Genomic DNA, 25,164 nt, shown 5'->3' on the forward strand with positions numbered 1-25,164 from the left:
AGTTTGGAACTCTATTGAGCGAAGGAGAGCATGCGATGAAGACGCTAGCCGTCAGCCAACCGAAGTCGCCGCCGGAAATTCGGGACGGCATTACGCTGCTGGATGACAACAGCGCGCGCTTGAAGCGCGTTATCGCTCTGACGATGATGATTGTACCGTTCTGCGGATTCATCGAAGCGATCCGACTCATGCTAATAGGCCGCTTCAGCCAAACCGATCTGTGGTTGTTCACCGCTATGTATTTCGTCCACATGGGCGGTATCACCATGGGTTTTCATCGACTGATGGCGCATCGCACGTTTATTGCCGTTCCCGGATTTCGCGCGTTGCTATTGATCGCCGGCTCTATGGGAGCGCAAGGGCCGCTGCTCGATTGGGTGGCAACGCATCGGCGGCATCACGCCTACAGCGACGAGCAGGGCGACCCGCATTCGCCGAATATGATCGGCGACGATTTCCTATCCAAGATCAAAGGGTTGTGGTACGCGCATATGCCATGGATGTTGGCGAAGGATATGTCGAGCTGGTCGCGTTTTGCGCGCGATGTGTTGAGCGATCGTAAGCTGTTCTTCTTTCATCGCACCTATTTTATTTGGGTGGTCGCCGGTCTGGCGCTACCAGCGGTGATTGGTGGCATCGGCGGCGGTTGGCAGGGCGCCTGGTCTGGATTTATTTTTGGCGGGCTGGCACGGATATTCGTCGCCAATCAGTTCGCCTGGGCGGTCGGCTCGGTATGTCACCGCTACGGCAGTCGCCCGTTCGATACCGGCGACAACAGTGCCAATAACTGGTGGGTCGCGATCATGACTTTCGGTGAAGGTCTGCAGAACAATCATCATGCGTTTTCGTCGTGGTATCGACACGGCGTTGCATGGTGGGAACCCGATCTAAGCGGTTGGTTGCTTACGTTGTTCGGGAAACTCGGCATCGTGCGCGAGCTGCGGCGTCCATCGGCCGCCGACGTTACACGCATGCGCAAACCGTCAGGGGATTCGATCTAATCCATGAAAGATGAAAATTTGGCGCAATCGGTATTGGCTTCAAGAACGTCTCTGCTAACCGAGGATGTCATCCGTGAGTGGTTGATCCGGCGTGTTGCCGATCAAGCCGACGTGGATGTGTCGGCAATCGATACCGCAGCGCCGTTTGATTCTTACGGCCTCAATTCGATCGTCACCGTCAAGATCGCCGGTGACGTGGAAAAATTCGTCAAACGGACTTTATCGCCGGCGCTGTTGTTCGAGCATACGTCGATAGATGAACTCGCGTCGTATCTCGCGAGCGAGCTGGAAAACGGCGAGCCGGCGGTCGTCACCGATTGATCGTTGTTGTTCCCGAGTCAATAGTCGGTGGTCCATTCTTGACGTCGAAGAACGCCGGCGTGCGTGCGTCGGCAAGATTCTCGCCGGCACCGGTGTAGTGGATGCCGGCGCGCTGCAGCCCTTGGCGGGTGTCGTACAGTCCCTCGTCTCCATAGTCGAGCACATGGTTATTGGCTAACGAAAGGAAATCGAAGCCGGTGCGCGCCAGTGCCGGCGCAACCCGCTCCGGCGGTGAACGGAAGGTGTAGTTCTTGAACCAAACCGCCGAACCGCGTTGCGTCAGCGGTCCTTCGAGATTGCCGAAAGCGATGTCAGCGGAACGCAACATATCGCCGACTTGCACGAACGGGTGGTCATAACCGCCGGCGGTCTGCTCCAACTCGGAATCGCCGCCTAGCATGATGTCGCCGACGGCGACAATGCGCAGTTCGTGCGGCGACGGATTTTTCTTTTGGGCGGCATTGGCCGGCGCAATTGCACCCCATAGGAGCACTGCCAGCACTGACATGAGCCAACGATCTCGGGCTCGCAGCAAGCGGATCATTCAAACCTCCTCGATTGACGTAGCGATAATTCAGAACAGCTTGAATTTTTATTTCGCCGTGTTGCCCAGGCGTCGAGCGATATTTTTTTTGGCTGCGGCTTTCCCTATCAGCGGTAACGCAACGTGTTACACCATGACCCGCCGCGGACAGGTGTTGTACCTGTTCGAAGAGACAGGTTCGAAAGATGCGTTTGTTTTGCAGAATGCCGAACCGAATCTGCTCGGTGCCGTTGTTGCGATTAATCGCGCGGCGATGCTCCGGAAGAACAGGTCATAACGAAATGAATCGCAACGATCAGCAGGGCGAGTTGGTAATGGGAAAAGTGCTCACGGTAGTCGACGCGATCGATCAGTGGGTCGAACGCGCACCCGACAAAATCGCATTTCGCTTTCTCAAAGAAGACGGTTTGTACGACGTCGTCAGTTACGCCGAGCTGCACCGTTGGGCGCGCGTAATCGGTAGTGCTTTGCGACGCGAGTACGCCGCCGGATCGCGGGCGATTCTGTTGTTCCCGCCGGGACTTGATTTCGTCGCGGCGTTTCTCGGTTGTCTTTACGCCGGCATCGTTGCGGTTCCGGTTTGCTCACCGAGGTTGAACCGTCCGTCTACACCGTTGACGGCGATCATTCGCAATTGTCGGCCGCAGCTATCGCTGACCACCGCCGACTACGCCAAAAGGCGTAGCAAAATTTTTAGCCAAATTCCGGAACTGTTGTCGTTGTCGTGGATGTCGACGGAAGTTCACCGCGGTGCACCGATCACCGGTGGCGCAGTGACCAGCGCCGAATCGGCGCTCGCGTTACTGCAGTACACGTCGGGTTCCACCGGCGTCGCCAAGGGTGTGATGGTGACGCGTGCGAACCTCGCGCATAACTCGTGGCTGATTCAAACGGCGTTCGGAACAAGCCCAGAGACGCGCGGTGTGTTCTGGTTGCCGCACTACCACGATATGGGATTAATCGGCGGAATCCTCGGCACGCTCTATTCCGGCGGCAGTAGCGTGCTGATGTCGCCGTTGGCGCTGATTCGCCGACCGTTGTCCTGGCTCGAGATGATTAGTAAAACGCAAGCCACGATTACCGGTGGACCGGATTTTAGTTACGCGTTGTGTACCGAAAAAGTATCGCCGGCGCAGCGCGAACACCTCGACTTAAGTTCGTTGGAAGTTGCTTTTAGTGGCGCCGAACCGGTGCGACTCGAAACGATCGATAGGTTCAGCAAAACATTCGGCGCCTGCGGCTTTCAGCGCGAGGCGTTCGTTCCGTGTTACGGCCTGGCCGAAGCGACGTTGATGGTTTCGAGTCGACTACGATCGACGGCGATCGACTGGTTAGAGCTCGACGCCGTTGCACTCGAGCGTGACTTGGCGCTGGAGTCGAACGACAGTCAGAACCGCCGCCGTGTCGTAAGTTGCGGAACCCTGTTACCGCAGCAGCAGGTCAAGATCGTGGATCCGTCGTCGGGCCGCCAGTGTGCCGACGATCAAATCGGTGAAATTTGGGTGTGTGGGCCGAGCGTTGCTCGTGGCTATTGGGACAATGTCGACGCGACCCGCGCAACTTTCCATGAGCAACGTGACAATACCGGCGCTATGCCGCGAACTTATTTGCGTACCGGCGATCTCGGCTTCGTCCATAACGGCGAGTTGTATGTCACCGGCCGTATCAAAGATCTCATCATTGTGCGCGGTCGCAATCTCTATCCGCAGGATATTGAATGGACCGCGCAGTGCAGCAGCGCGTCGCTAAAGGGTGCAATCGCCGCCGCATTTTCGCTCGAAGTCGACGGGCGCGAAGAGTTGGCAATCGTGCTGGAGCTCGAGCGGCGCATGCGCGGCGAGGAGTACGAACCGTTGATTCAGGCGGTGCGGCAGGCGGTTGGCGCCGAACATGAAGTCTCGGTGCACGCGGTAGTACTGGTGCGCGCGGGAATTATTCCGCGCACGTCGAGTGGCAAGTTGCGCCGCGGCGCCTGTCGCGAGGCCTATCTCGCCGGCGCTCTGGATGTGTTGCATGCATGGGTCGGCAACACCAGTGACGGCTGGTCGGACGAACCGCGGGCGACTAACGACGCGACGTCGGCGAATGCGCCCGATGCCGTGGCGATTCGCTGCTGGCTAGTGACTAAGATCAGCGGGTTGACGTCGTTGCCCGAAGACCGCGTGAACGTTGCCGCGCCATTTGCCTCGTTCGGCCTCAGCTCACTGCAGGGCGTCATGTTGGTCGAGCAGTTGCAAACATTTGTTGGGCGCGAGATTCCGGCGACCTGGTTTTACAACTACCCGTCAATCGCCGAATTGACACATCGTCTTACCGGTGACGACGACACAGCGGTCGTTAAGACCACGGCGCGCGATGACACACGATTGTGGAATGAAGTCAGCGAACTTTCTGCTGCCGAGCTCGAGACATTAGTCGCCGAGCAAATGACAAACGAGTCTTACATAGTTACCGAACGGAGATAGTTATGGATACGCCCAGCAACAATCTTGAGGCGCCGTTACGCAACGCTGTTTATCTGCTCAAGCGCTGCCAAGCACGAACGGAAGAGCTGGAGAACGCCGCCCACGAACCCATTGCTATCGTCGGTACGGCATTGCGTTTCCCCGGCGGCGCCGATACGCCAGCGGCGTTCTGGCGCAATCTGTGCGACGGTGTCGACGCGATTCGCGAGATACCGGCAGATCGTTGGGATGTCGATGCTTACTTCGACCCGCGGCCGCTGAGTCCAGGCAAGATGAATACCCGCTGGGGCGGATTTCTCGGCAACATCGACAAGTTCGATCCCGAATTCTTCGGCATCTCGCCGCGCGAAGCGACCCAGACCGATCCGCAGCAGCGCATGTTGCTGGAGGTTGCGTGGGAGGCATTAGAGAGCGCCGGATTGCCGCCGCCGCGGTTAGCGGGTACCAAAGGCGGCGTGTACGTTGGTGTCATCGGCAATGACTACGCATTTCTACAGGCGCAAGCCGGTGTCGCGCTCGACGGATTCATGGGCACGGGTAACGCGCACTCGATCGCCGCGAACCGCTTGTCCTACGTGTTCGATCTGCGTGGGCCGAGCGTTGCACTCGACACCGCTTGTTCCAGCTCACTGGTTACGGTGCATCTCGCTTGTCAAAGTTTGCGCCGCGGTGAAATTGACTTCGCGGTTGCCGGCGGCGTCAACCTAATCATGCATCCGGAAATGACGATCGTGTTGTCGCAAGCACAGATGCTGTCGCCGGATGGACGCTGTAAGACCTTCGACGCCGGCGCCAACGGCTATGTGCGCGGTGAAGGTTGCGGCGTTGTCGTTCTCAAGCGGTTGCGCGACGCGGAGGCCAACGGCGATCGCATCTTGGCGGTTATTCGCGGCACCGCCGTTAATCAAGATGGACGCAGCAATGGAATATCCGCGCCCAACGGCCCGGCGCAGGAAGCGGTAATCCGCGCTGCACTCGCGGACGCGCGTGTGGCGCCGACCGACATCGGCTATGTCGAAACCCATGGTACCGGCACGTCGCTCGGTGATCCGATCGAGGTAGAAGCGTTACGCAACGTGCTCGGCGAGCGCCGCGACCCGGAGCGTCCGCTGGTTCTCGGTGCGGTGAAAACCAACATCGGTCATTTGGAAAGCGCCGCCGGCATTGTTGCGCTCATCAAGGCGACATTGGCGCTGCACAACGAGGCGATTCCGCCCAATCTGCATTTGGCGACACCGAATCCGAAGCTGCCGCTCGGTAACGGCGTATTCAAGCTACCGGACGAATTGTTGCCATGGCCACGCGGCGAACGTCCGCGTTTGGCCGGCGTAAGCTCCTTCGGCTTCGGCGGCACCAATGCGCACATCATTGTCGGTGAAGCACCGGCACCAACGCCGCCGCCGAGCGTGCCCGCGATCGAGCGCGCGCGGCACATTCTAACGTTGTCGGCGCGTAACGAACCGGCACTGAAAGAAATGGCCGGACGTTATCTAACGCAGCTCGAATCGAATCCAGAATGCGTCGTCGCCGATCTCGCTTATAGCGCCAACACACTGCGGGCGCACTTCGGTGAGCGCGCGGCGATAGTGATCAAAGCGGACGCGCCCGCGAGTCATGAGGTGTTGCGCCAAGGTCTCGAAGCGTTGCAGCAAGAGAACGCGCTGCCATTTGTCCGCAGCAGCCGGCAGAGCGAGGTGCGCAGCAAGGATGTCGTGTTCCTGTTCACCGGACAGGGATCGCAGTATGCGCAAATGGGTATGTCGCTGTACGACACCCAGCCGCTATTCCGCGATGTGCTGCAACGTTGCGACCAGCTGCTGCAACAGCATGCCGGCTTTTCGTTGTTGTCGCTGCTGGGTGCTGCGGCGGACGTGAACGCCGATCTCCATCAAACGCAGTACACGCAACCGGCGTTGTTCGCGTTGGAGTATGCGTTGGCGCAGTTATGGATGAGTTGGGGCGTTCGGCCGACGGCGGTAATGGGACACAGCGTCGGTGAATACGTGGCCGCGTGTGTCGCCGGGGTTTACAGCCTCGAAGACGGTATCCGACTCATCGCCGAGCGCGCTCGCTTGATGCAGGCGTTGCCGCACGACGGCCGCATGGTGGCGGTATCGACGACGCCGGAAAAATTAACCGAGTTGCTGGCGGCCTATCCGCAGCAGTTGGCGCTGGCGGCGGTCAACGGTCCGCACAGTTGCGTGATTTCCGGTCACACCAGCGCCATCGACGCGGCCGTTGCCCAGTTGCAGGCGGACGGCGTAACGACGCAAGTATTGGCGACGTCGCATGCGTTCCATTCGCCACTGATGGAACCGATGTTGGATGAGTTCGAACGTTTCGTTGCCGCTATTCCGCTGGCCGCGCCGAGCGTGCCGTTGATTTCCAATCTGACCGGCGCGAGCGTAGAACCCAACGTGGTCACTACGGCTTCCTACTGGCGCCGTCATATTCGCGAAGCCGTGAAATTCAAGGACGGCATCGACGGCTTGTGGCAACAAGGTCGGCGCATGTTCCTCGAAGTCGGTCCCAGTGCGACCTTGATCGGTTTGGGACGGCAATGCGTTGGTCGCGGCGAGAGTGGGATATGGCTTTCGTCGCTACGCAAGGGACGCAATGAATGGGAAACGATTCTTGAAAGTCTGGCGGCAGTCTACACCGCGGGTGTCGATGTCGACTGGGCGGCGTTTGACGCGCCTTATGCGCGCCAGCGATTGGACACGCCGAGCTATCCGTTCCAGCGTCAACGTTTCTGGTCGGTGGAGCCGGGTGCGGGTACGACGCGCGCCGAGGTGACGCACCAAGCCAGCGCCACCGGCTACCCACTGCTTGGCAGCAAGTTACGGCTGGCACTGAACGGGCAAGAAATTTTCGAAGCGCGGCTTACGCCTGACCAACCGGCAGTGCTGCGCGATCATGTCATCTACGGGCGTGTCGTCATGCCGGGTATGGCCTACCTCGAACAAGCGCTGGCGGCAGCAGCGACGCTCAGCGACGGCGACTGGATGCTGGAAGACGTCAGTTTAGCTCGACCGCTGGTGTTGGATCCGAAGCGCCCGGTTACGGTGCAGACGATCGTAACGGCAGAGCGATTCGACAGTTATCAATTCAAAATTGTCAGCCTGGTCGAAGCCGACGAAACGCGGCCGGCTTACTTCGTTACGCACGCGTTCGGTCGCATTCGGCTCGATGCCGATGCGCACTCGGCGGCGCAAACCACGGTCGATTTGCAACAGCTACGCAATCGCTTCGACGGTACAGCCTATGACGATGAATGGCGCCGTGCGATCTTGCGCAAGTCGGGCATGCAGATGGGCCCTGGCTTCACGTGGATGACTGAGCATTGGTACAGCGGCGACAACGAAAGTATCGGCCATATGCGTCCGGCGCGGGCGGCGGACAACGTCGCTGGCTTCGTGTTCCATCCCGGCGCGATGGACTGCGGCATACAGCTCGCGGGGTCGATGCTGCCCGGCGCCGGCATAGACGCCATCGTCCCGGTAGCGATAAAGCGCGTGCGCGTGTTGAAAAAGTTCGAAGCCGATGCGTGGTATCACAGTTCCATCACCGCTAAAAACGGTTCGACCGCGGAAGCGGAGGTCAGGATGTACTCACCGGCCGGCGAGCCGCTCCTCGCGCTCGACGGTGTGAAGTTGCAGCGTGTCACCAGCGAATGGGTCAGGCGCGCGCTTGGTGAACGGCATCCGCAGTGGCTGTACAAACTTCAGTGGCAGACGGCGGCACTACCGCCACGCGAGCCCGCTTCAGCGGAAAGCGGCGGTTGGTTGGTGTTGGATGACGAGCGCGGTGTCGGTGCTGCGGTAGCCGGTCTTTTGCGTGCACACGGCGAGCATTGTGATGTGGTCGCCGCCGCCGAGACGTCTGACGAGGTATGCGCACGAGTGCGGGCGGCGATCGACGCCGACACGGTCCCTTGTCGCGGTGTCATCCATTGTTCGAGCCTCGATGCCGGCCGTGCCGGGGAATGCTTGCCGAAACACATCGCGCTGGCGCGCGAACGGGCATGGGGCCGTACGCTGGATGTTGTGCAAGCGTTGACCGACGACACGAGTGCGAAGCTACGACTGTACTTAGTGACGCGTGCTGCGCAGACGCTGGACGGAAGCACCGCCGGCGTTGCGCTCGCGCAGTCGCCGTTGTGGGGTTTGGCACGTGTCATCGCTGCCGAGCATCCAGAGTTGAATTGCACGCGCATCGATCTCGACCCGAACGCATCGGTGGCGGACGACGCGCGCACGTTGGTACAGGAAATACTTGCCGCCGATCGCGAGGACCAAATCCTTTACCGCGACGACGCCCGCTACGTGGCGCGTTTGACGGCGCTCGAGGACGGCGCCGGCTCGAGGCTCGAGGTACCGGACGGACAGCCGTATCGTCTGGAGATCACCAGTCGCGGCGAGCTCGAACATGTGCAGCTGCGGCCGGTAGCGCGCCGCACGCCGGGCGCCGGAGAAGTTGAGATCGAAGTGAGAGCAACCGGGCTCAATTTCCGCGATGTGTTGAACGTGCTCGGTCTTTATCCCGGTAATCCCGGTCCGCTGGGCGGCGAGTGCGCCGGCGTGATAACGGCGGTTGGCGACGGCGTGCAGAACTTGTCGGTCGGCGATTCGGTGTTCGGCTTAGTGCCGGCGAGCTTCGCTAGTCACGCGGTCACGTCCGCTCGGTTCGTCGCGCGTACGCCGCAATCGTTAAGCGATGCCGAAGCGGCAACATTGCCGATCGCGTTTTTGACCGCGCATCATGCGTTGCGTCGATTGGGCGAAATATCGCCAGGCGATCGCGTGTTAATCCATGCCGCCTCGGGTGGCGTAGGTTTAGCAGCGGTGCAGATCGCACAACGCGCCGGTGCCGAGATTTTTGCGACTGCCGGCAGCGACGAGAAGCGTCAGTTCTTGCGCGACCTCGGCATTACGCACGTGCTGGATTCGCGTTCGCTCGAGTTTGCCGATCAGGTGAAGGCGCTGACGCAAGGACACGGCGTTAAGCTAGTGCTCAACTCGCTCACCGGCGAATCGATCGCCGGCAGTCTTTCGGTGATGGCCGATCATGGCCACTTCTTGGAACTCGGCAAGACCGATCTTTGGAACCAGGAGCGCGTCGCGGCGGTCAATCCGACGCTGCGTTTCCACGCCATCGCGCTCGATAACATGATGGCGACCGTTCCGGAATACGTCGAAGCTTTGCTGCAGGAGTTGCTGCCGGAGATTGCCGACGCCCGCCTCAAGCCGTTACCGCTCAAGATTTATCCGATCCAGCAAACGGTCGCCGCCTTCCGTCACATGGCGCGCGCTAAACACATCGGCAAAGTGGTGGTTAGCTCTGCTAGCGCCGTCGATGCGCATGCATTGCGTGGTCCGATCCGCGAAGACGGCGCTTACCTCATTACCGGTGGTTTGGGCGGTCTAGGTCTGAAGTTCGCCAAATGGTTGGTGGACAAGGGTGCGCGCCACTTAGTACTGACGGGTCGTTCCGGCGCCAACGAGAACGCACTCGCGTCGATCGATGAGCTGCGATTGCTCGGTGCTGAGATCGACGTCGTCAAAGCGGACATCAGCCGCCGCGATGATGTGCAACGTCTACTTGCTGCCATTAAGCCGCCGCTGCGCGGCGTGTTGCACGCCGCCGGCACGCTCGACGACGGCATCATTCGCGAGCAAACGCGCGAACGATTCGACACGGTCATGGCGTCGAAGGTATTGGGTGCATTACATCTGCACGAGCTCACGCGCGGTTCCACGCTCGATCTGTTCGTGCTGTTCTCTTCAGCGGCGTCGCTGCTGGGTTCACCGGGGCAAGCGAACTATGCCGCGGCCAATGCCTTTCTCGATGCGCTCGCGCATGAACGTCGTCGCCAAGGGTTGGCGGCGCTCAGCATTAATTGGGGCGCTTGGGCGGAAGTCGGTATGGCGGCGGAACTTGATCGCGCCAAAGGTAATCGACTCGAAGGTGCCGGCGTCGAACGTATCGATCTCGAACGCGGACTCGAGACCTTCGGTCATCTGCTCGAATGTGACGAACCGCAGGTGGCGGTGTTGCCGCTCGATTGGGGCAAGTTACTGGGACGACTGCCGCAGGGAATGGAGCCGCCGTGGTTACTGACGATTGCCGCGGCGACGCGCACGCAAAAGCAGGACGGCGCCAGACCGGATTTGAAAAAGCGCTTGGCGGAAATGGAAATGGGCGGGCAGGTCGATGTCGTGCTGGCGTTCGTGCGCGAACAAGCGGCGCTGGTAATGGGCAGCAGCGCCAATCTGCCGGATCCGCAGCGGCCGATCAATGAACTTGGTTTCGATTCGCTTATGGGTGTGGAGTTGTGTAATGCCTTGAGTAACGCCGTCGGCCGGCACTTACCGCCGACGATACTGTTCGATCATCCGACGCTCGAGAAGTTATCGCTGCATTTGGCCTACGAGGTATTGGGGCTGGCACCGCCGGAACCGACGCCGCCGAAGGCGACCGATCACGCGGTAGATCGCGTGTTGGCCGACGTGAAAGAGATGTCCGAGCAAGAAATGGACGCGCTCGTCACCAAAGAACTGCAAGCGTCGTAAGTTAATTTTTTATTATTCTTAATTATGGAGTGTTTATGACGAAGCTTTCGGATCGCTTCAGTGGGTTAACCCCGTTGCAGCGCGCAGTGTTCGCGTTGAAGGAAAAAACCGCGCGCGTGGAGGCGCTGGAACGCGCCGCCAACGAGCCGATCGCCATCGTCGGTATCGCTTGCCGTTTTCCCGGCGGCGCCAATGATCCGGCATCGTATTGGAAGTTGCTGTGCGACAAACGCGAGGCCATCAGTAACGTGCCGGGCGATCGTTGGGATGCCGATGCCTTTTACGATCCCAATCCGCAGGCCCCTGGCAAGATGAACACACGCCGCGGTGGCTTTCTCGAGCAGGTCGATCTGTTCGACAACGAGTTCTTCGGAGTTTCCGAACGCGAGGCTTGCAGCATCGATCCGCAACAGCGGTTGTTGCTGGAGCTCGCCTGGGAAGCGTTGGAAGACGCTGGCATTCCGCCGAGCTCGGTACGCGGTTCGGACGCCGGTGTGTTTATCGGTATCTGCGGTAGCGACTATGGCCTGCTGTTGTCGAGCGATCTGCGGATGGCCGATGCCTTTGTCGGTACCGGCAGCTCGCTCAGCATCGCCGCCAACCGTCTGTCGTTCGCTTTCGATCTGCATGGTCCGAGCATGGCGGTCGACACCGCTTGCTCATCGTCACTGGTCGCGACCCATCTCGCCTGCCGCAGTTTGCGCAGCGGTGAGTCGAGCGTTGCGCTGGTGGGCGGCGTCAATGTGATTTTGTCGCCGACCTACGGCGTTAATATTACCAAGGTCGGCTTCTCGTCGGCGGACGGTTGCGTGCGGGCGTTTGATGCTGCGGCCGCCGGCTTCGTGCGTGGCGAGGGCGCCGGCATCGTCGTGCTCAAAACATTGTCGAAGGCGCGCGCCGACGGCGATTCGATCTACGCCGTGATTCGCGGCAGTGCCATCAACGAAGACGGTTTCAGCAACGGTTTGACCGCGCCCAACCGGCAGTCGCAAGAGGCGGTAATACGCGCCGCTTGCCGGCAGGCGCAGGTGGTGCCGAATGAAGTGCAATACGTCGAGTGTCACGGTACCGGTACACTGCTGGGCGACACGATCGAGGCGATGGCATTGTCGAATGTCGTCGGCGTCGGCAGCGGTCGCAGTCAGCCGTGTCTGCTCAGCGCCGTCAAGACCAATCTCGGACACATGGAAGCCGCGGCCGGCATCGCCAGCTTGATCAAAGCAGCGCTGGCATTAAAGCATCGGCAGATACCACCGACGGTACACTACGAGAAGCCGAATCCGAATATTCCGTTCCCGAGTCTCGGCTTGCAGGTCGCAACCGAGCTTACGCCGTGGCCAGAGGCGGCGACGGCGGTCGCCGGCGTCAGTGCCTTCGGCTTCGGCGGTAGCAATGCGCATTTGATCTTGGCGGAAGCGGCGACGCCCGATGTCAATGATCAAACGCCGGCAGGTTTGCGCCAACCGATGTTGTGCTTGTCGGCGCGTAGCCCTGAGGCGCTAAAGACACTGGCGCAGACTTATCGCCATTTTCTGGCCGATGCTGCGGTCGAGCTCACCGACGTTTGTTATGCCGCTGGTGCAAAGCGCGATCATCACGATCAGCGGTTAGTCCTCATTCCTGCCACACGCGAGCAGACGATCAAGCAGCTCAACGCCTATATCGACGATCAATCGGCCGATGGGTTGCATCAGGGCGTCAAGCCCTATGGTCGGCGCCCACGCACAGTATTCGTTTTCGCCGATGATGCATCGGCATGGTCGGCATTCGCGCCGCGCTTTACCGCCGAGGTCAATGTGTTCGGCGGACGTCTGCGCGAGTGGGACCAACGATTGCAGGCATTGACAGCGTTTTCGCCGATGGCGGCGATTATGGCGGGTGCTACCGCCAAGCTCGCGCTCGGGCATGAAAATAAATTGTTGTTCGCGCTGCAAGCGGCGCTTGCCGACACCCTGCGCGATATCGGCGTGGCCGTTGACACCGTCGTTGGTTTCGGTAAGGGCGACTTGGCCGCGGCTTATGTCGCACGGGCGTTAGAACCGGAACATGCCATTTCAATTGCCGCGTTTCGCGATGAGTCGAGCACGCCGACGGACGCCACCCGCGATCACATGAGTAAGATTCGTAGTGCCAGTGCTGCCTTGCCGTTCATCTGTGCCAGTCGCGGCGAGGTGCGCAATGGTAGGGTGTTGGATGTGTCGTACTGGCAGCAAGGATCGTTGGGTGCATTGCCGGACATCGCCGCGGTATTGAAGGTATTGCGCGATGGTTTGCCAGACTGCCTGTTGGAGATCGGTCCGGCGTCGCTCGCCCGCCAGTTGCAACCGCAGTTTGCAGCACTCAACCCGCATGGTCGGGTCGTTGCCCTCGGTGCCGACGGCTCGGCAGTGTCGTTCGCGGAGACGATCGCCCACTTATATGTATCCGGACATGCGCTGCAGTGGTCGCGGTTGCAGTCGGCGCCGCAACGGCGCGTATCGTTGCCGACCTATCCATGGCAGCGGCGGCGTTTCTGGATCAAGACCGCGCTGCCGCAACCACCGGTCGAGAATAGCACGGTAGCCGATGCCGTACCGACGCCGACAGCGGCCGAGATTGTGCCGTCGGCGGCGCCAGCCACAGTGGATGGCATACGCCCGCGGCCGAATTTGAGCGTGCCGTACGAGCCGCCGCGTACCGAACTTGAACATCTCGTTGTCGGTCGGTTGCAGGACATTCTGAAGATCGACCGCATCGGCCTGTGTGACAACTTCTTTGAACTCGGCGGCGAGTCGCTGCAAGCGGCGACGCTGATCAATCAAATTCAGAAGCAGCTCGAAGAGACCATTCACATCCTCGCCATCTTTGAGGCGCAGACGGTCGCGGAATTGAGTGAGTACTTACGGCGACACTACCCGGCTGCGGTCAAGCGGTTGTGTCCGAGCGAGGTCGTCGGTGAAACCGAGTTCGTCGATCCCGATTGGCCGACGAGCATCACTGATGAGGAAGTGTCGAAGGCGCGGGCGTTGGTGGAGAGCTACATCGTGCGCGAAGAGGGCAAGATCTCGCCCAAGCGCAAGAAGAATCCACGAGCGATCTTCATTTTGTCGCCGCCGCGTTGTGGCACGACGTTACTGCGGGTCATGTTGGCGGGCAACTCGAAATTATTCGCACCGCCGGAACTGGAGTTGTTGCCGTTCGATGATCTGGGTCAACGGCGCGAGGCCTATGCCGGGATGGCTGGCCTCTGGCTGGAAGGCACGACGCGGGCGTTGATGGAAGCGCTTGATTGCTCCAATGAGGAGGCGAGTACGGCGATGCGGAAATATGAGACCGAGCGCATGTCGACCGCTGATCTATATCGATTGATGCAGGAGCCGATTGGCGATCGCATCTTGGTGGATAAGACGCCGAGCTATGCATCGCAAATCCAGATTCTGCGGCGCGCCGAAATGATTTTCGATAAGCCGTTGTACGTACATCTGCTGCGCCACCCGTGCGGCATGATCCGGTCGTTCCTGGATTACAAGATGGATCAGACCTATCGCGTGCGTTACAGCGTCAAGCAGAAATTTCCGTATTCGGCGCGGCAGATCGCCGAGCTGGTCTGGACCATTAGTCACCAGAACGTGCTGGATTTCCTATCGTCGATTCCGGCATCGCGGCACACACGCCTGTCGTTCGAGGATCTGGTGCGGCAGCCAGAACGGAGCATGCAGGCGCTGTCGGAGTTTTGCGAGATCCCCTACGACGAGGCGATGGCCGATCCGTACCGCGACATGCACAAGCGCATGGTCGATGCCACCGTCAGTGAGGGTCGCATGCAGGGCGATCAGAATTTTCTGGTTAAGCATAAGAAGATCGATCCAAGCGTTGCCGATCGCTGGGCGCGGGTGATGACGAGCGAATTTCTCGGTGCGCCCACCCGCGAACTGGCGCGTGAACTCGGTTATCCCGATGTCGACGGTTCACTGGCGCCGAATGTGCCGATGCCGTCGCTGGTTACCGAGACCGAGCTGCAGGCGGTCGACGGTGTACCGGACCTGTTACAGCAAATGAACGCGTTGTCGGACACCGAGGTCGATTCGTTGCTGGAGAAGATGTTAGTGGAGTACCAGCGGTGAGTGATCTGGCGAGTGAGATGCAGCAGTTGTCCGCGCAGGAGAAGCGCAAGTTGCTCGCGCAACTGCTGCAGCAGCGCGCGCGGGTTAAACCGACACACTATCCGTTGTCGCTGGTCCAGGAGCCGCTGTGGTTTATCGACAGAATGTTGCAGGGCCGCCCGGTCTATCACCAACATGGTGGTTTTCGCATCGTCGGCCAGTTGGATATCAGTGCGTTCGAACGTGCGTTCGATGAAATCGTCCAGCGTCACGAAGTGATGCGTACCGTCCTGCCAGCGGTAGACGGCCAACCCGTGCAACAAGTGTTGTCCGATATGCGATTTCAGTTACCGCTGGAGGATCTTTCGGCGTTGACGCCGGACGAGCGCGAGAGTCAGATCAAGACGCTATGCGCTCGTGAGGCCCACGTTCCGATCGACTTGGAAACAGGACCGCTATGGCGTGCGCGATTATTTCGCCTTGCCGACGATGAATACCTGATTTATCTCAAAATTCACCACATTATTTCCGACGGTTGGTCGATCAATGTGGTGATGCAAGAGCTGCTCGCGCTATACCAAAATTTTTCCCAGGACTTGCCGTCGCCGCTGGCGCCGCTGACCCTACAGTATCGGGACTATGCCGTTTGGCAACGACAGCGGCTGCAAGGCGCGCGTCTGGAAGAATTGTTGTCGTATTGGCGGCGCAAGCTGGCGCCGCCAATAGCGGCGATAGAGTTGCCGCTCAAGGGTCCGCGTCCGGCGATGCAGACGCATCGCGGCGCACATCGACGCATTCATCTGCCGCTCGAGTTGATCGATCGCGCGCGGACGTTGGCTCGCACGGAACGGTCGACGTTGTTCATGTTATTGCTGGCGGTATTCAAGCTACTGCTGTCACGTTATTCGTCGCAGAACGACATCGTCGTCGGTGCGCCGGTGGCCAACCGGTCGCGGCCGGAGTTCGAGCCGCTGGTGGGTTATTTCGCCAGCATGACCGTGTTGCGTACCGATCTTAATGGCGAGCCGACGTTTCGCCAGTTGTTGCAGCGCGTCCGGGAGACGGTAACGGACGCATTCAAATATCAAGAATTGCCGCTCGAGACGTTGGTCAAAGAGTTGCGGCCGGAACGCGATCCCAGTCGGCATCCGCTGTTCCAAGTCATGTTCGTGCTGCAAGCGGGGCGCGGCAACCTGTCGCGTGAAGTACCCGGGGTTAAATTCACGCCGCTTAAATCCGGCACCGGTTCGTCTAAATTCGATTTGCAACTGGTAGGGGTCAGGCACGCCGATTATTTCAAATTGGCGTTGGGCTACAACTGCGATCTTCTGGAGAAGGAGGTCGCCGAGCGTATGCTCGATCACTATCAAACCGCGCTTGAGGCGGTTATCGCCGACCCCGACCTACCGATCTCGCGTGTGCCGTTGATGGGCGCAGACGAGATCCAACGGATATCGGCGCTCGGTTCAGGAGCGTCGTTGCCACTCGTCGAAAATGCGTGTGTGCATCGCCGGTTCGAGCAACAGGCAGCGGCGACACCCGACACGTTAGCGGTGGAATGCGCCGGCGTACGATTGACCTACGCCGAACTTAATGCACGAGCCAATGGTTTGGCGCGACGCTTGCGTGCACTGGGTGTAGCGGCCGATGATCGGGTCGCCGTGTTGTTGGAACGTTCGCCGGCATTCATCGTATCCATCCTTGCCGTCCTCAAAGCGGGTGCCGCTTATGTGCCGCTCGATACGCAGACGCCGTCGGCACGTTTGCATGAGATCGTGTCGCAGTGTGGTGCACGGGTGCTTATCAGCAGCGTGGTATCGAACCGATTATTACCGGTGTTACCGGCCGCCGTGGAGCGCATGGTCATCGAGCGACTCGACGATCTGCCTGCTGACGACGTAAATCTGGTGGCGATAACGCATGCGCACAATCTGGCGTACGTCATCTACACCTCGGGTTCGACGGGTAAACCTAAGGGCGTGATGATTGAGCATCGCGCGCTGATGAACTACATCCAGGCGGTCACCGATGCGTATCAGCTGTGTCCGTCTGATCGCGTGCTGCAATTCGCCTCGCTCAGTTTCGATGCCCACATCGAGGAAATCTTCCCGACACTCTGCGTCGGTGCGGCGGTGGTGCTGCGTACCGATGCCATGCTCGATAGTTTTTCCGGATTTTCCGAGGCCTGTACCGCAGCTGGTATCACGGTATTGAGCTTGCCGACGGCTTATTGGCATGAATGGGTAGCGACATTGACGGCGCACGAGCAGAGGGCACCGCTGCCGTTGCGGCTATTGGTGATCGGCGGCGAACGGGCATTGCCGGAACGGGTCGCGTCGTGGATCCAGCAGGTTGGTCATGGTGTGTGCCTGCTCAATACCTACGGGCCGACCGAGTCGACCGTAATTGCGACGTGTCACGAGGCGCGGGATCCGACATGCGACGACCGGCTGATGCCGGTACCTATCGGTCGACCCATTGCTAACGTACGAGCACGGGTGCTGGACGCGTTCATGCAGTTGGTGCCGGTTGGCATCATTGGTGAGCTCTATCTGGGCGGCGAAGGCTTGGCGCGCGGTTACCTGGGAGATCCGGCGCTGACAGAGCAACGTTTTGTGCAGGATCCTTTCCAGAGGGATTCCCAGGTGCGGTTATACCGTACCGGTGACTTGGCGCGCTGGCGCCCGGATGGTGAGCTTGAGTTCATGGGCCGGGTCGACATGCAGGTGAAGTTGCGCGGATTCCGCGTCGAGCCAGAAGAGATCGAGGCAGTACTGAACGAACATCCCGGTGTCATCCAGGCGGCGGTGGTGACGTGCGTGGGCGCCGTTGGTTCACCGCGGTTGGTCGCTTGTGTTGTCGGCGGCACTGATGCGCCGTCGCCGTCCGAGCTCAGGGAATTTCTGAGTGAGCAGCTGCCGAAATTTATGGTTCCGTCGGCGTTCGTCACGGTATCTGAGTTACCGCTGACGGTGACGGGAAAGATCGATCGTAAGCTGTTAGCCAACGAGGTCGGGCGGCGAGCGGTCGAGCTGCAAACCGCGTACGAATCGCCGGTCACGGAGACGGAACGGCGCGTGGCCGATATTTTTGGCGAGACGCTGAACGTTCCAAGGGTCGGTCGGCGCGATAATTTTTTCGATCTCGGCGGTCACTCGTTGCTGGCCGTGCGCTTAATGACACGGATTCGTGCGGAATTCTCGGTCGAATTGCCATTGGTAGCATTGTTTGCAAAACCGACGGTAGCGGAACTGGCGATAGCGATCGATGGCCGCCAATCGTCGCTCGAACCGGTCGACACCGGAACGTCGTCGGAGATGGTCCGTATCGTCGAGAAACTATTCGTCCCCGATTCGGACTCACCACTCGTCGAGTTGGCAGCCGCCGGTAACAGCGAGCGCCCGATGTTTCTGGTGCATGGATTGGGTGGGCATGTGGCGATTTACGCTGATCTTGCTCGCCGCTTAGGCGAACGTTTGCCGATCTATGGCCTGCAGGCGGCCGGTATTGACGGCAAGCGGGCCGCGCACGGTGATTTAACGGAGATGGCCTCTTACTATCTGGCGGCAATCCGCGAACGGCAGCCCCGAGGTCCATACCGCCTTGGTGGTTGGTCCATGGGTGGGATGTTGGTGCTCGAGATGGCGCAGCAGCTGCGCACCCAAGGGCAATCTGTTGAGTTGCTTGCGATGTTCGATACGCACTTACCGAAATCGCAGGAGCCGTCGGCGGTGCTCGACGATGACGCGGCGATCAAATGGATTGCCGCCCGCTTCGGTGTGCCGGCGCAGATGTTGTTGGCGTTGCCGAAGCGGATGCGCTGGCGGGCGGTGCTGCAACGTGCGCGCAAGACATTGATTTTACCGCCGGAAATCGGTGAGGAGCAGTTGGAGAATCTCGCGCGAATTTGTCAGCTGCATGTCCAGGCGCTTACCCGTTACCAGCCGCTGCCTTATGACGGTGAGGTGTTGCTGTTTCGTGCCCATAATCCGACCGCGAAGGCGTCAAGGCGCGCGCGCCGCCACTTTGATACGGCCGAGCGTTGGCAGTCACTTTTTACAAAGCTGACAGAACATCCGGTTCGCGGCAACCACTATGCCATCATGCGTGAGCCTAACATCGAAAATATTGAACACGCGTTGCTCGAGCGGCTGACCGATCGGTAACGCGAAGGAAGAAGAGAGGAATTATGGGGCTCATATTGTTTCTGCTTAAGGCGTCACGCCGCGTCGTGCTATTGGCGACGCTTATCGGCGTCATTAGTGGTGTAGCCAGCGTGGCGTTGATAGGACTGATTCATCGCGTGTTACGCGAGCCGGATTCGGCAGCGTCTATCAATATGTGGCTGTTTATCGGTCTTTGCGTCGTCATTTTAATATCGCGCATTATTTCGCAGTCGTTGTTGACACGGTTATCGCAGCATTCGGTGTCGGAGCTGATCAAACACCTGTGTGAGCGAATCATGGACGCGCCGCTGCGGCAAATCGAACAACTCGGCGCCGGCCGACTCTATGCCACGCTGACGACCGATGTCATCGCGGTCGCCCATGCGTTGAACGCGTTGCCGACGGTATTCGTCAGTGTCATCATCATGCTCTCTGGCATTTTATATCTCGGCTGGTTATCACCGATAGCGTTCGTGCCGACGCTGGTGTTCTTGTGCATCGGCGTGCTGAGTTACCGAATGGTCTCGCGCCGTGCACACGTCTATCTGCAACGAGGTCGCGAATATCTCGACCAATTGATGCATCACATCGACACCTTAATCAGCGGCGTCAAGGAATTAAAGGTGCATGCCGGTCGCCGGCGGGCGTTTATGGTCGAGCTGTTGGCGCCGGCTGATGCCAAGGTGCGCGAACAACAGATCGCCGGATTCTCGATTCAAAACACGGCGGCGACGCTCGGGCGATTGCTGTTCTTCGTCGCCATCGGTTTGTTGATATTCGCGCGGCCGGCGTCGTTTCCGTTGAGTCATGCGACGCTGGTCGCGTATGTGCTGGTGATCCTTTACCTGACAGCGCCGCTGGAACGCATCATGGCGTGGTTGCCGCTAATGTCACGTGCCCGCGTCGCTTTACGCAAGATCGGTGAATTGCGTTTGACGTTGGAACACGGCGAGGGACTTAATGCGGCAGCATTGGTGCCGCAATGGCAACGGTTGGAGCTGCGGGGTGTGTGCTACAGCTACGGCGGAAAGTCGGACGCCCATCCATTTGAATTAGGACCGATTGATCTCATGCTGTCGCCGGGCGAGTTGGTTTTTATCGTCGGTGGCAACGGCAGCGGCAAGACCACCTTAGCAAAATTGCTGGCCGGTCTATATCTGCCTGACAGCGGGCAGCTGTTGCTCGATGGGGTGCCGGTCAACGACGAGAATCGCGCAGTATTTCGGCAATTGTTCAGCCTGGTATTTGCCGATACTCCGGTGTTCGACGGTCTTATCGGACTTAATCGCGATCGTGTCGAACAACATGCACAGCGCTATCTGGAAACGCTGGAGATCGACGACAAGGTGCGTATTCGCGAGGGGATGTTCTCGACGGTTGATCTCTCCCGCGGACAACGAAAACGCTTGGCCTTGCTGACTGCCTATTTAGAAGATCGCCCCATTTACGTTCTGGACGAATGGGCAGCAGATCAAGACCCCGTGTTCCGACGCGTGTTCTATCAGATGTTACTGCCGGAGCTCAAAGCCCAAGGTAAGACTGCCATCGTGATTAGTCACGATGACCGGTACTTCGATATTGCCGATCGCATCGTCACTCTCGATGAGGGACGCATTCGCGACAACGTGACGACCGGGCGAGATTCGCCAACGATTTCCAAGCTAACGGCGGAAGAGACGCTGTCGTAGCAAACCAAGGCTGACTAGAAACGATCAAGGGAAAAACGATCATGAACGTACTGAAGGAAACGATCAAGGAGACAGGGTATTCCTCGCTATTTCGGATCAGTTGGTCGACCGAGGAGTTGGCGGCCTTGCGGATCGAAGGCGCCGAAAAGTTGCAAACGGCAACATATAGCCGAGCCGCCCAATTCGATTTACATCTATCCTGGCCGAGGTTGATGAACTTGGTGACGGATAAAGCAATTACCGCTCGGCTTAGTGAAGTCTTCGAGGAAGACTCGTTGCAACTGGTCGAGACCCGGTTGTATCCGAAACTGCCGCAATCGGGCGTCAATTGGCATATTGATATTGATCAATTGCAATATTTTGAGCCCAGCCTGCTTAGCGATGGATCGGGTGACTTTCACTCGATTACGACGTGGTTGGCGCTCGGTGATGTTCCGGTCGAGATGGGCGCGCTTCAGGCCGTGCATTATCGGCATATCGATCTACATCGTCTGGTCGAGACCAACCGCAGCCAGCAATTGTCTGCAGCCGGTGGAAAACCATCCCGCCGCTATCAGGAAATTTGCGCCGAGGAAGCACAGCGGCTGCGCGACCATATCAAAATTTTTCCGATGAAGGCGGGAGAATTTTGTCTGTTTGATCCGCGCAATCTGCACACGGGTGGCGCTAATGTCACTAATCAGATTCGGCTAGGGATGGTCCTTCGGTACTGTGCCAGCCGGGTCAAGGTTAATCCGAAATTCTCTAAAAAGAGAAAATTGCAGATTACTCCGATCAATTGCGGCAGCGTGGAATCCTTGCAATAAATTTATCGCGGTTTTAACTGTGTCTGTTTGTCATCGGCCGAAGATCGGTGGTGATGTCGTGCTTTGCCGTTTTACGGCAACTGCATGGGGGATCCCCGCAGAACTATCAGTTTCCCAGGGAGGCTATCGGACGATGTTTGGAACATATCGAATACTGTTGGCGTTGATGGTGCTTTCTGGTCATTTGGCGGGTGTCAAAGGTATAGGGACCTATGCCGTTTTCGGGTTCTACACGCTAAGCGGCTATTTAATGACGCTGATTGTTCAGGAGAGCTACGGATACTCGCGTCGGGGACTATTCAGGTATGGGATGAATCGGATTTTGCGGATCTATCCGATGTATTGGGCGGCGTGCGTCGTATCGATTGTGATCATTCTATGGGTGGGGAAGAGTTTTTCCGTCACGCTCCACCCCGGTCTGTACCCGCCGGAGAATGTATTATCGAGTTTAAAAAATGCCTTTATCTTCTTTCCTACGGGTGGTTACCCGCGTCTGGTTCCTCCCTCGTGGGCGCTCACGGTTGAGTTAGCTTTTTATGCCCTCATCGGACTGGGTCTGTCCAAAAATAGACGCAGGGTATTAATGTGGCTTTTGCTTGGGGTCATTTATCACGTTGCCATCAACGTCTTGGGCCTGGGATGGAAATATAAGTACAACGTCCTTCCGGCGGCATCGCTGCCGTTTTCTTTGGGCGCCTTAATTTACTTTTACAAAGCCGATTTGCTGCGGTTATGGAAAGGGCTCGACCATGGTTTTGCGCCGCCAGTTCTTATTCTTCTAATATTGTTGAATTGGTACGTCGGCGACATAACCGGTCTAGTCTTTAATTTGTCTTTTTATGTAAACCTGTTGCTCAATGCGATCCTCATCCTATCGCTGACCAACAATCGCGCCTTACTTTCGATGCCCACACGGTTGGATAAGCGACTGGGAGACTACAGTTACCCAATCTACCTCCTGCATTATCAAAGCGGATTACTGATCATGGGAGTATGCGCGACGTTGGGTGTCAATATAGGGCGGCCGGATTGGCGATTGGCACTTCTGGCGATTCCGGTTGCCTGCATTCTGGCCTGGATCTTGATAACAGCAATAGAGCGACCGATCGAAATTATTCGGGACCGGGTCAAAAAAGGCGCGCGGCAGCTGCGCTATCAGGCGATTCCCAACGAAGCTGTCGTTCGAAAGGGGTTGAAGGCCGAATAATCGCTAGAGAAGGAACTCATATGTTGTTATTATGGCAGCGAATTTAGCGGCCTACGCTGTAGGAATTTAGTCCCCCTACCTAGTTCATTATTTGCTGTTTAGTCTTAGTCAGCGGTGTGCGTCCCTCGGCAAATAAAGTCCTGGGGGCTTTCCGCTTTGCCGTTTGGTGCTTATAATTCCCGCCCGTTGTTATTGGGGTGTAACGAGAAGTGGGCCGCGCGCCCACTTTTGTGTTTATAGATTTTCCGAAAAAAGTTCTTCCATGAACTTTTTTCCTGGTGGAACAAAGGGTTATGAGCCGCGTGCATCCCGCCCTTCGAGGGCTTATTGAGTCGGGCGTGCAGGCGCTCGGGTTCGAATTGGTCGATGTCGAGCTTGCCGGTGGTCGTGAGCATCGGTTATTGCGCGTATATATAGATAGCCCGCGCGGCATAACGGTCGACAACTGCGCCAAGGTTAGCCGCCAGCTGTCGGCGATTCTCGACGTCGAGGATCCGTTTCCCGGAAGTTACCTGCTTGAGGTGTCTTCGCCGGGGCTCGATCGGCCGTTGGTGACACCGGCGGATTATCACCGGTTTCAGGGTGAGACGATCAAGGTGCGGTTGCTGCAAGCGTTGGCCAGTGGCCGGCGTAATTTTACCGGACGCCTGTTAGAGGTGGCGAACGATCACATCGTGATCGACGTCGACAGCGAACGTTTTGACTTGCCGTTCGATGCGATCGATCGGGCGAAACTTGTGCCCCAGGTGTAAACGACGTACGTTGACGGAAATTCGATATGGGCAATGAAGTATTGATGGTGGTCGATGCGGTCTCGCGCGAAAAAGGCGTCGAGAAAGAAACCATCTTCCAAGCAATCGAAGCGGCGCTCGCTACGGCGACGCGCAAACGCTATACGCAAGATGTCGACGCGCGTGTACACATCCACCGTGACACCGGCAATTACGACGCCTTTCGTCGCTGGGAAATCGTGCCTGACGACATCGATCCGTTCGAGTTTCCTGATCGGCAAGTTCGCCTAAGCGACGCCCTGCAGCGCGACCCGAAAGCACAGGTCGGCGGTTTCATCGAAGAGTCGCTCGAAGCGGTCGAGTTCGGCCGCATCGCCGCGCAAGCGGCAAAACAAGTCATCATGCAGAAAGTGCGTGAGGCTGAGCGTGAGCAAATCGTGCACCAGTACTCGCCGCGTAAGGGCGAGATGGTGACGGGTGTGGTTAAACGTCTGGAGCGTGGCGACGCCGTGATCGATCTCGGCAATGCCGAAGCGTTGTTGTCGAAGAGCTCTATGATCCCCCGCGAAGGTCTGCGTCCCGGCGATCGCATTCGGGCGTTGCTCGAAGACGTGCGTTCGGTACCGCGGGGCCCGCAGCTTTTCCTGTCCCGTACCGCGCCGGCGCTGCTCATCGAGCTGTTCAAGCTCGAAGTGCCGGAAGCGAGCGAAGGCCTGATTCAAATCCACGCCGCCGCACGCGATGCCGGTTTGCGTGCCAAAATCGCTGTCAGTTCTAAAGATCAACGCATCGATCCGATCGGCGCCTGTGTCGGTATGCGCGGTTCGCGTGTGCAGAGCGTGTCGAATGAGCTCGCCGGCGAACGCGTCGATATCATTCTTTGGTCCGATAATCCGGCGCAGTTTGTGATCAATGCCTTGGCGCCGGCCGAGGTCGTGTCGATCGTGGTCGACGAAGAGACTCATAGCATGGACGTCATCGTCGACGAGAAGCAGTTGTCGCAGGCGATCGGTCGTGGCGGTCAAAACGTGCGTCTTGCTTCCGAGCTGACCGGTTGGGAGCTGAACGTCATGACCGAGCAGGCAGCCACCGAGAAGGGCGCGAACGAAACGGCCAACGCCGTTAAGCTCTTTATCGACTGCCTCGACGTCGACGAGAACGTCGCCAATATTTTGGTCCAGGAGGGTTTCACCAACCTGGATGAAGTGGCCTATGTGCCGAAGCAGGAATTGCTCGCGATCGAAGAGTTCGACGATGAATTGATCGAGGAGTTGCGCAATCGTGCGCGCGATGTGTTGCTGACACGGGCGATCGCCCAAGAAGAGAAAATTAATATGGCTGAGCCATCGTCAGATCTGCTCACTATGGAAGGCATGGACGAGCATACCGCGCGGTTGTTGGCGAGTTCCGGTATCAAGACGCGCGAAGAATTGGCCGAGCAATCGGTCGACGAGCTGCTTGTCGTCGAAGGTATGACGGAAGAGCGCGCGAAGGAATTGATCATGACGGCACGTGCGATTTGGTTCGACGAGCCGAGTGATGACAGGGCGGGCAATACCGCCTAAGGCAGTACTAGCGGCA

The 25,164-nt window shown here is 58.5% G+C and carries 13 protein-coding genes; 12 read left to right on the forward strand and 1 reads right to left on the reverse strand.

The genetic code is table 11. From position 1 onward, the window contains the following. The first annotated feature begins 35 nt into the window (after positions 1-35). Entirely contained in the window at positions 36-1,001 is a 966-nt protein-coding gene (locus HY308_06290; GenBank protein MBI3897889.1) for an acyl-CoA desaturase, read from the forward strand. Between the two features lie 3 nt (positions 1,002-1,004). Then, the gene (locus tag HY308_06295; GenBank protein MBI3897890.1) at positions 1,005-1,322 is read left to right on the forward strand and encodes an acyl carrier protein; all 318 of its coding nucleotides are present in this window, start codon (positions 1,005-1,007) and stop codon (positions 1,320-1,322) included. Here the strand turns inward: HY308_06295 and HY308_06300 are convergent. After that, positions 1,312-1,866, reverse strand: a complete 555-nt coding sequence (locus HY308_06300) for a CapA family protein (GenBank protein ID MBI3897891.1) — start codon at positions 1,864-1,866, stop codon at positions 1,312-1,314. The two genes, HY308_06295 and HY308_06300, sit on opposite strands and share 11 nt — an antisense overlap. Before the next feature lie 133 nt (positions 1,867-1,999). Here HY308_06300 and HY308_06305 point away from each other — a divergent pair, with 133 nt between their 5' ends. From HY308_06305 to nusA, 10 genes are all read left to right on the forward strand, one after another. Next, positions 2,000-2,143 (forward strand): hypothetical protein, encoded by a 144-nt coding sequence (locus HY308_06305; GenBank protein MBI3897892.1) that lies wholly within the window; start codon positions 2,000-2,002, stop codon positions 2,141-2,143. A gap of 4 nt (positions 2,144-2,147) precedes the next feature. Further along, positions 2,148-4,331 carry an AMP-binding protein gene (locus tag HY308_06310; GenBank protein MBI3897893.1) on the forward strand — a complete coding sequence of 728 codons (2,184 nt, stop codon included), beginning with the start codon at positions 2,148-2,150 and terminating at the stop codon, positions 4,329-4,331. 2 nt (positions 4,332-4,333) lie between these two features. Beyond that, entirely contained in the window at positions 4,334-10,903 is a 6,570-nt protein-coding gene (locus HY308_06315) for an SDR family NAD(P)-dependent oxidoreductase (GenBank protein MBI3897894.1), read from the forward strand. Positions 10,904-10,938: 35 nt separating this feature from the next. Further along, a complete protein-coding gene (locus tag HY308_06320; protein MBI3897895.1) occupies positions 10,939-15,006 on the forward strand; it encodes a sulfotransferase in 4,068 nt (1,355 codons plus the stop codon). Continuing rightward, complete coding sequence (locus HY308_06325; protein ID MBI3897896.1) at positions 15,003-19,151, forward strand: amino acid adenylation domain-containing protein; 4,149 nt, start codon at positions 15,003-15,005, stop codon at positions 19,149-19,151. The genes HY308_06320 and HY308_06325 overlap by 4 nt, the downstream gene beginning before the upstream one ends. 23 nt (positions 19,152-19,174) lie before the next feature. Then, complete coding sequence (locus HY308_06330; GenBank protein ID MBI3897897.1) at positions 19,175-20,839, forward strand: cyclic peptide export ABC transporter; 1,665 nt, start codon at positions 19,175-19,177, stop codon at positions 20,837-20,839. 41 nt (positions 20,840-20,880) lie between these two features. Continuing rightward, positions 20,881-21,645: a phytanoyl-CoA dioxygenase family protein gene (locus tag HY308_06335; GenBank protein ID MBI3897898.1), complete on the forward strand. Its 765-nt coding sequence runs from the start codon at positions 20,881-20,883 to the stop codon at positions 21,643-21,645. A 133-nt stretch (positions 21,646-21,778) separates the two neighbouring features. Beyond that, positions 21,779-22,852: an acyltransferase gene (locus HY308_06340; protein ID MBI3897899.1), complete on the forward strand. Its 1,074-nt coding sequence runs from the start codon at positions 21,779-21,781 to the stop codon at positions 22,850-22,852. Positions 22,853-23,145: 293 nt separating this feature from the next. Continuing rightward, a complete protein-coding gene (rimP, locus tag HY308_06345) occupies positions 23,146-23,604 on the forward strand; it encodes a ribosome maturation factor RimP (protein MBI3897900.1) in 459 nt (152 codons plus the stop codon). Between the two features lie 26 nt (positions 23,605-23,630). After that, positions 23,631-25,148, forward strand: coding sequence for a transcription termination/antitermination protein NusA (nusA, locus tag HY308_06350; protein ID MBI3897901.1), 1,518 nt, complete (start codon positions 23,631-23,633; stop codon positions 25,146-25,148). The last annotated feature ends 16 nt before the right edge of the window (positions 25,149-25,164 follow it).

Source organism: Gammaproteobacteria bacterium, from assembly GCA_016199745.1.
Lineage (GTDB): Bacteria > Pseudomonadota > Gammaproteobacteria > Acidiferrobacterales > Sulfurifustaceae > JACQFZ01.

Coding starts and splice junctions, on each gene's coding strand:
- HY308_06290 (MBI3897889.1), top strand. CDS start 36: ATGAAGACGCTAGCCGTCAGCCAACCGAAGTCGCCGCCGGAAATTCGG.
- HY308_06295 (MBI3897890.1), top strand. CDS start 1,005: ATGAAAGATGAAAATTTGGCGCAATCGGTATTGGCTTCAAGAACGTCT.
- HY308_06300 (MBI3897891.1), bottom strand. CDS start 1,866: ATGATCCGCTTGCTGCGAGCCCGAGATCGTTGGCTCATGTCAGTGCTG.
- HY308_06305 (MBI3897892.1), top strand. CDS start 2,000: ATGACCCGCCGCGGACAGGTGTTGTACCTGTTCGAAGAGACAGGTTCG.
- HY308_06310 (MBI3897893.1), top strand. CDS start 2,148: ATGAATCGCAACGATCAGCAGGGCGAGTTGGTAATGGGAAAAGTGCTC.
- HY308_06315 (MBI3897894.1), top strand. CDS start 4,334: ATGGATACGCCCAGCAACAATCTTGAGGCGCCGTTACGCAACGCTGTT.
- HY308_06320 (MBI3897895.1), top strand. CDS start 10,939: ATGACGAAGCTTTCGGATCGCTTCAGTGGGTTAACCCCGTTGCAGCGC.
- HY308_06330 (MBI3897897.1), top strand. CDS start 19,175: ATGGGGCTCATATTGTTTCTGCTTAAGGCGTCACGCCGCGTCGTGCTA.
- HY308_06335 (MBI3897898.1), top strand. CDS start 20,881: ATGAACGTACTGAAGGAAACGATCAAGGAGACAGGGTATTCCTCGCTA.
- HY308_06340 (MBI3897899.1), top strand. CDS start 21,779: ATGTTTGGAACATATCGAATACTGTTGGCGTTGATGGTGCTTTCTGGT.
- rimP (MBI3897900.1), top strand. CDS start 23,146: ATGAGCCGCGTGCATCCCGCCCTTCGAGGGCTTATTGAGTCGGGCGTG.
- nusA (MBI3897901.1), top strand. CDS start 23,631: ATGGGCAATGAAGTATTGATGGTGGTCGATGCGGTCTCGCGCGAAAAA.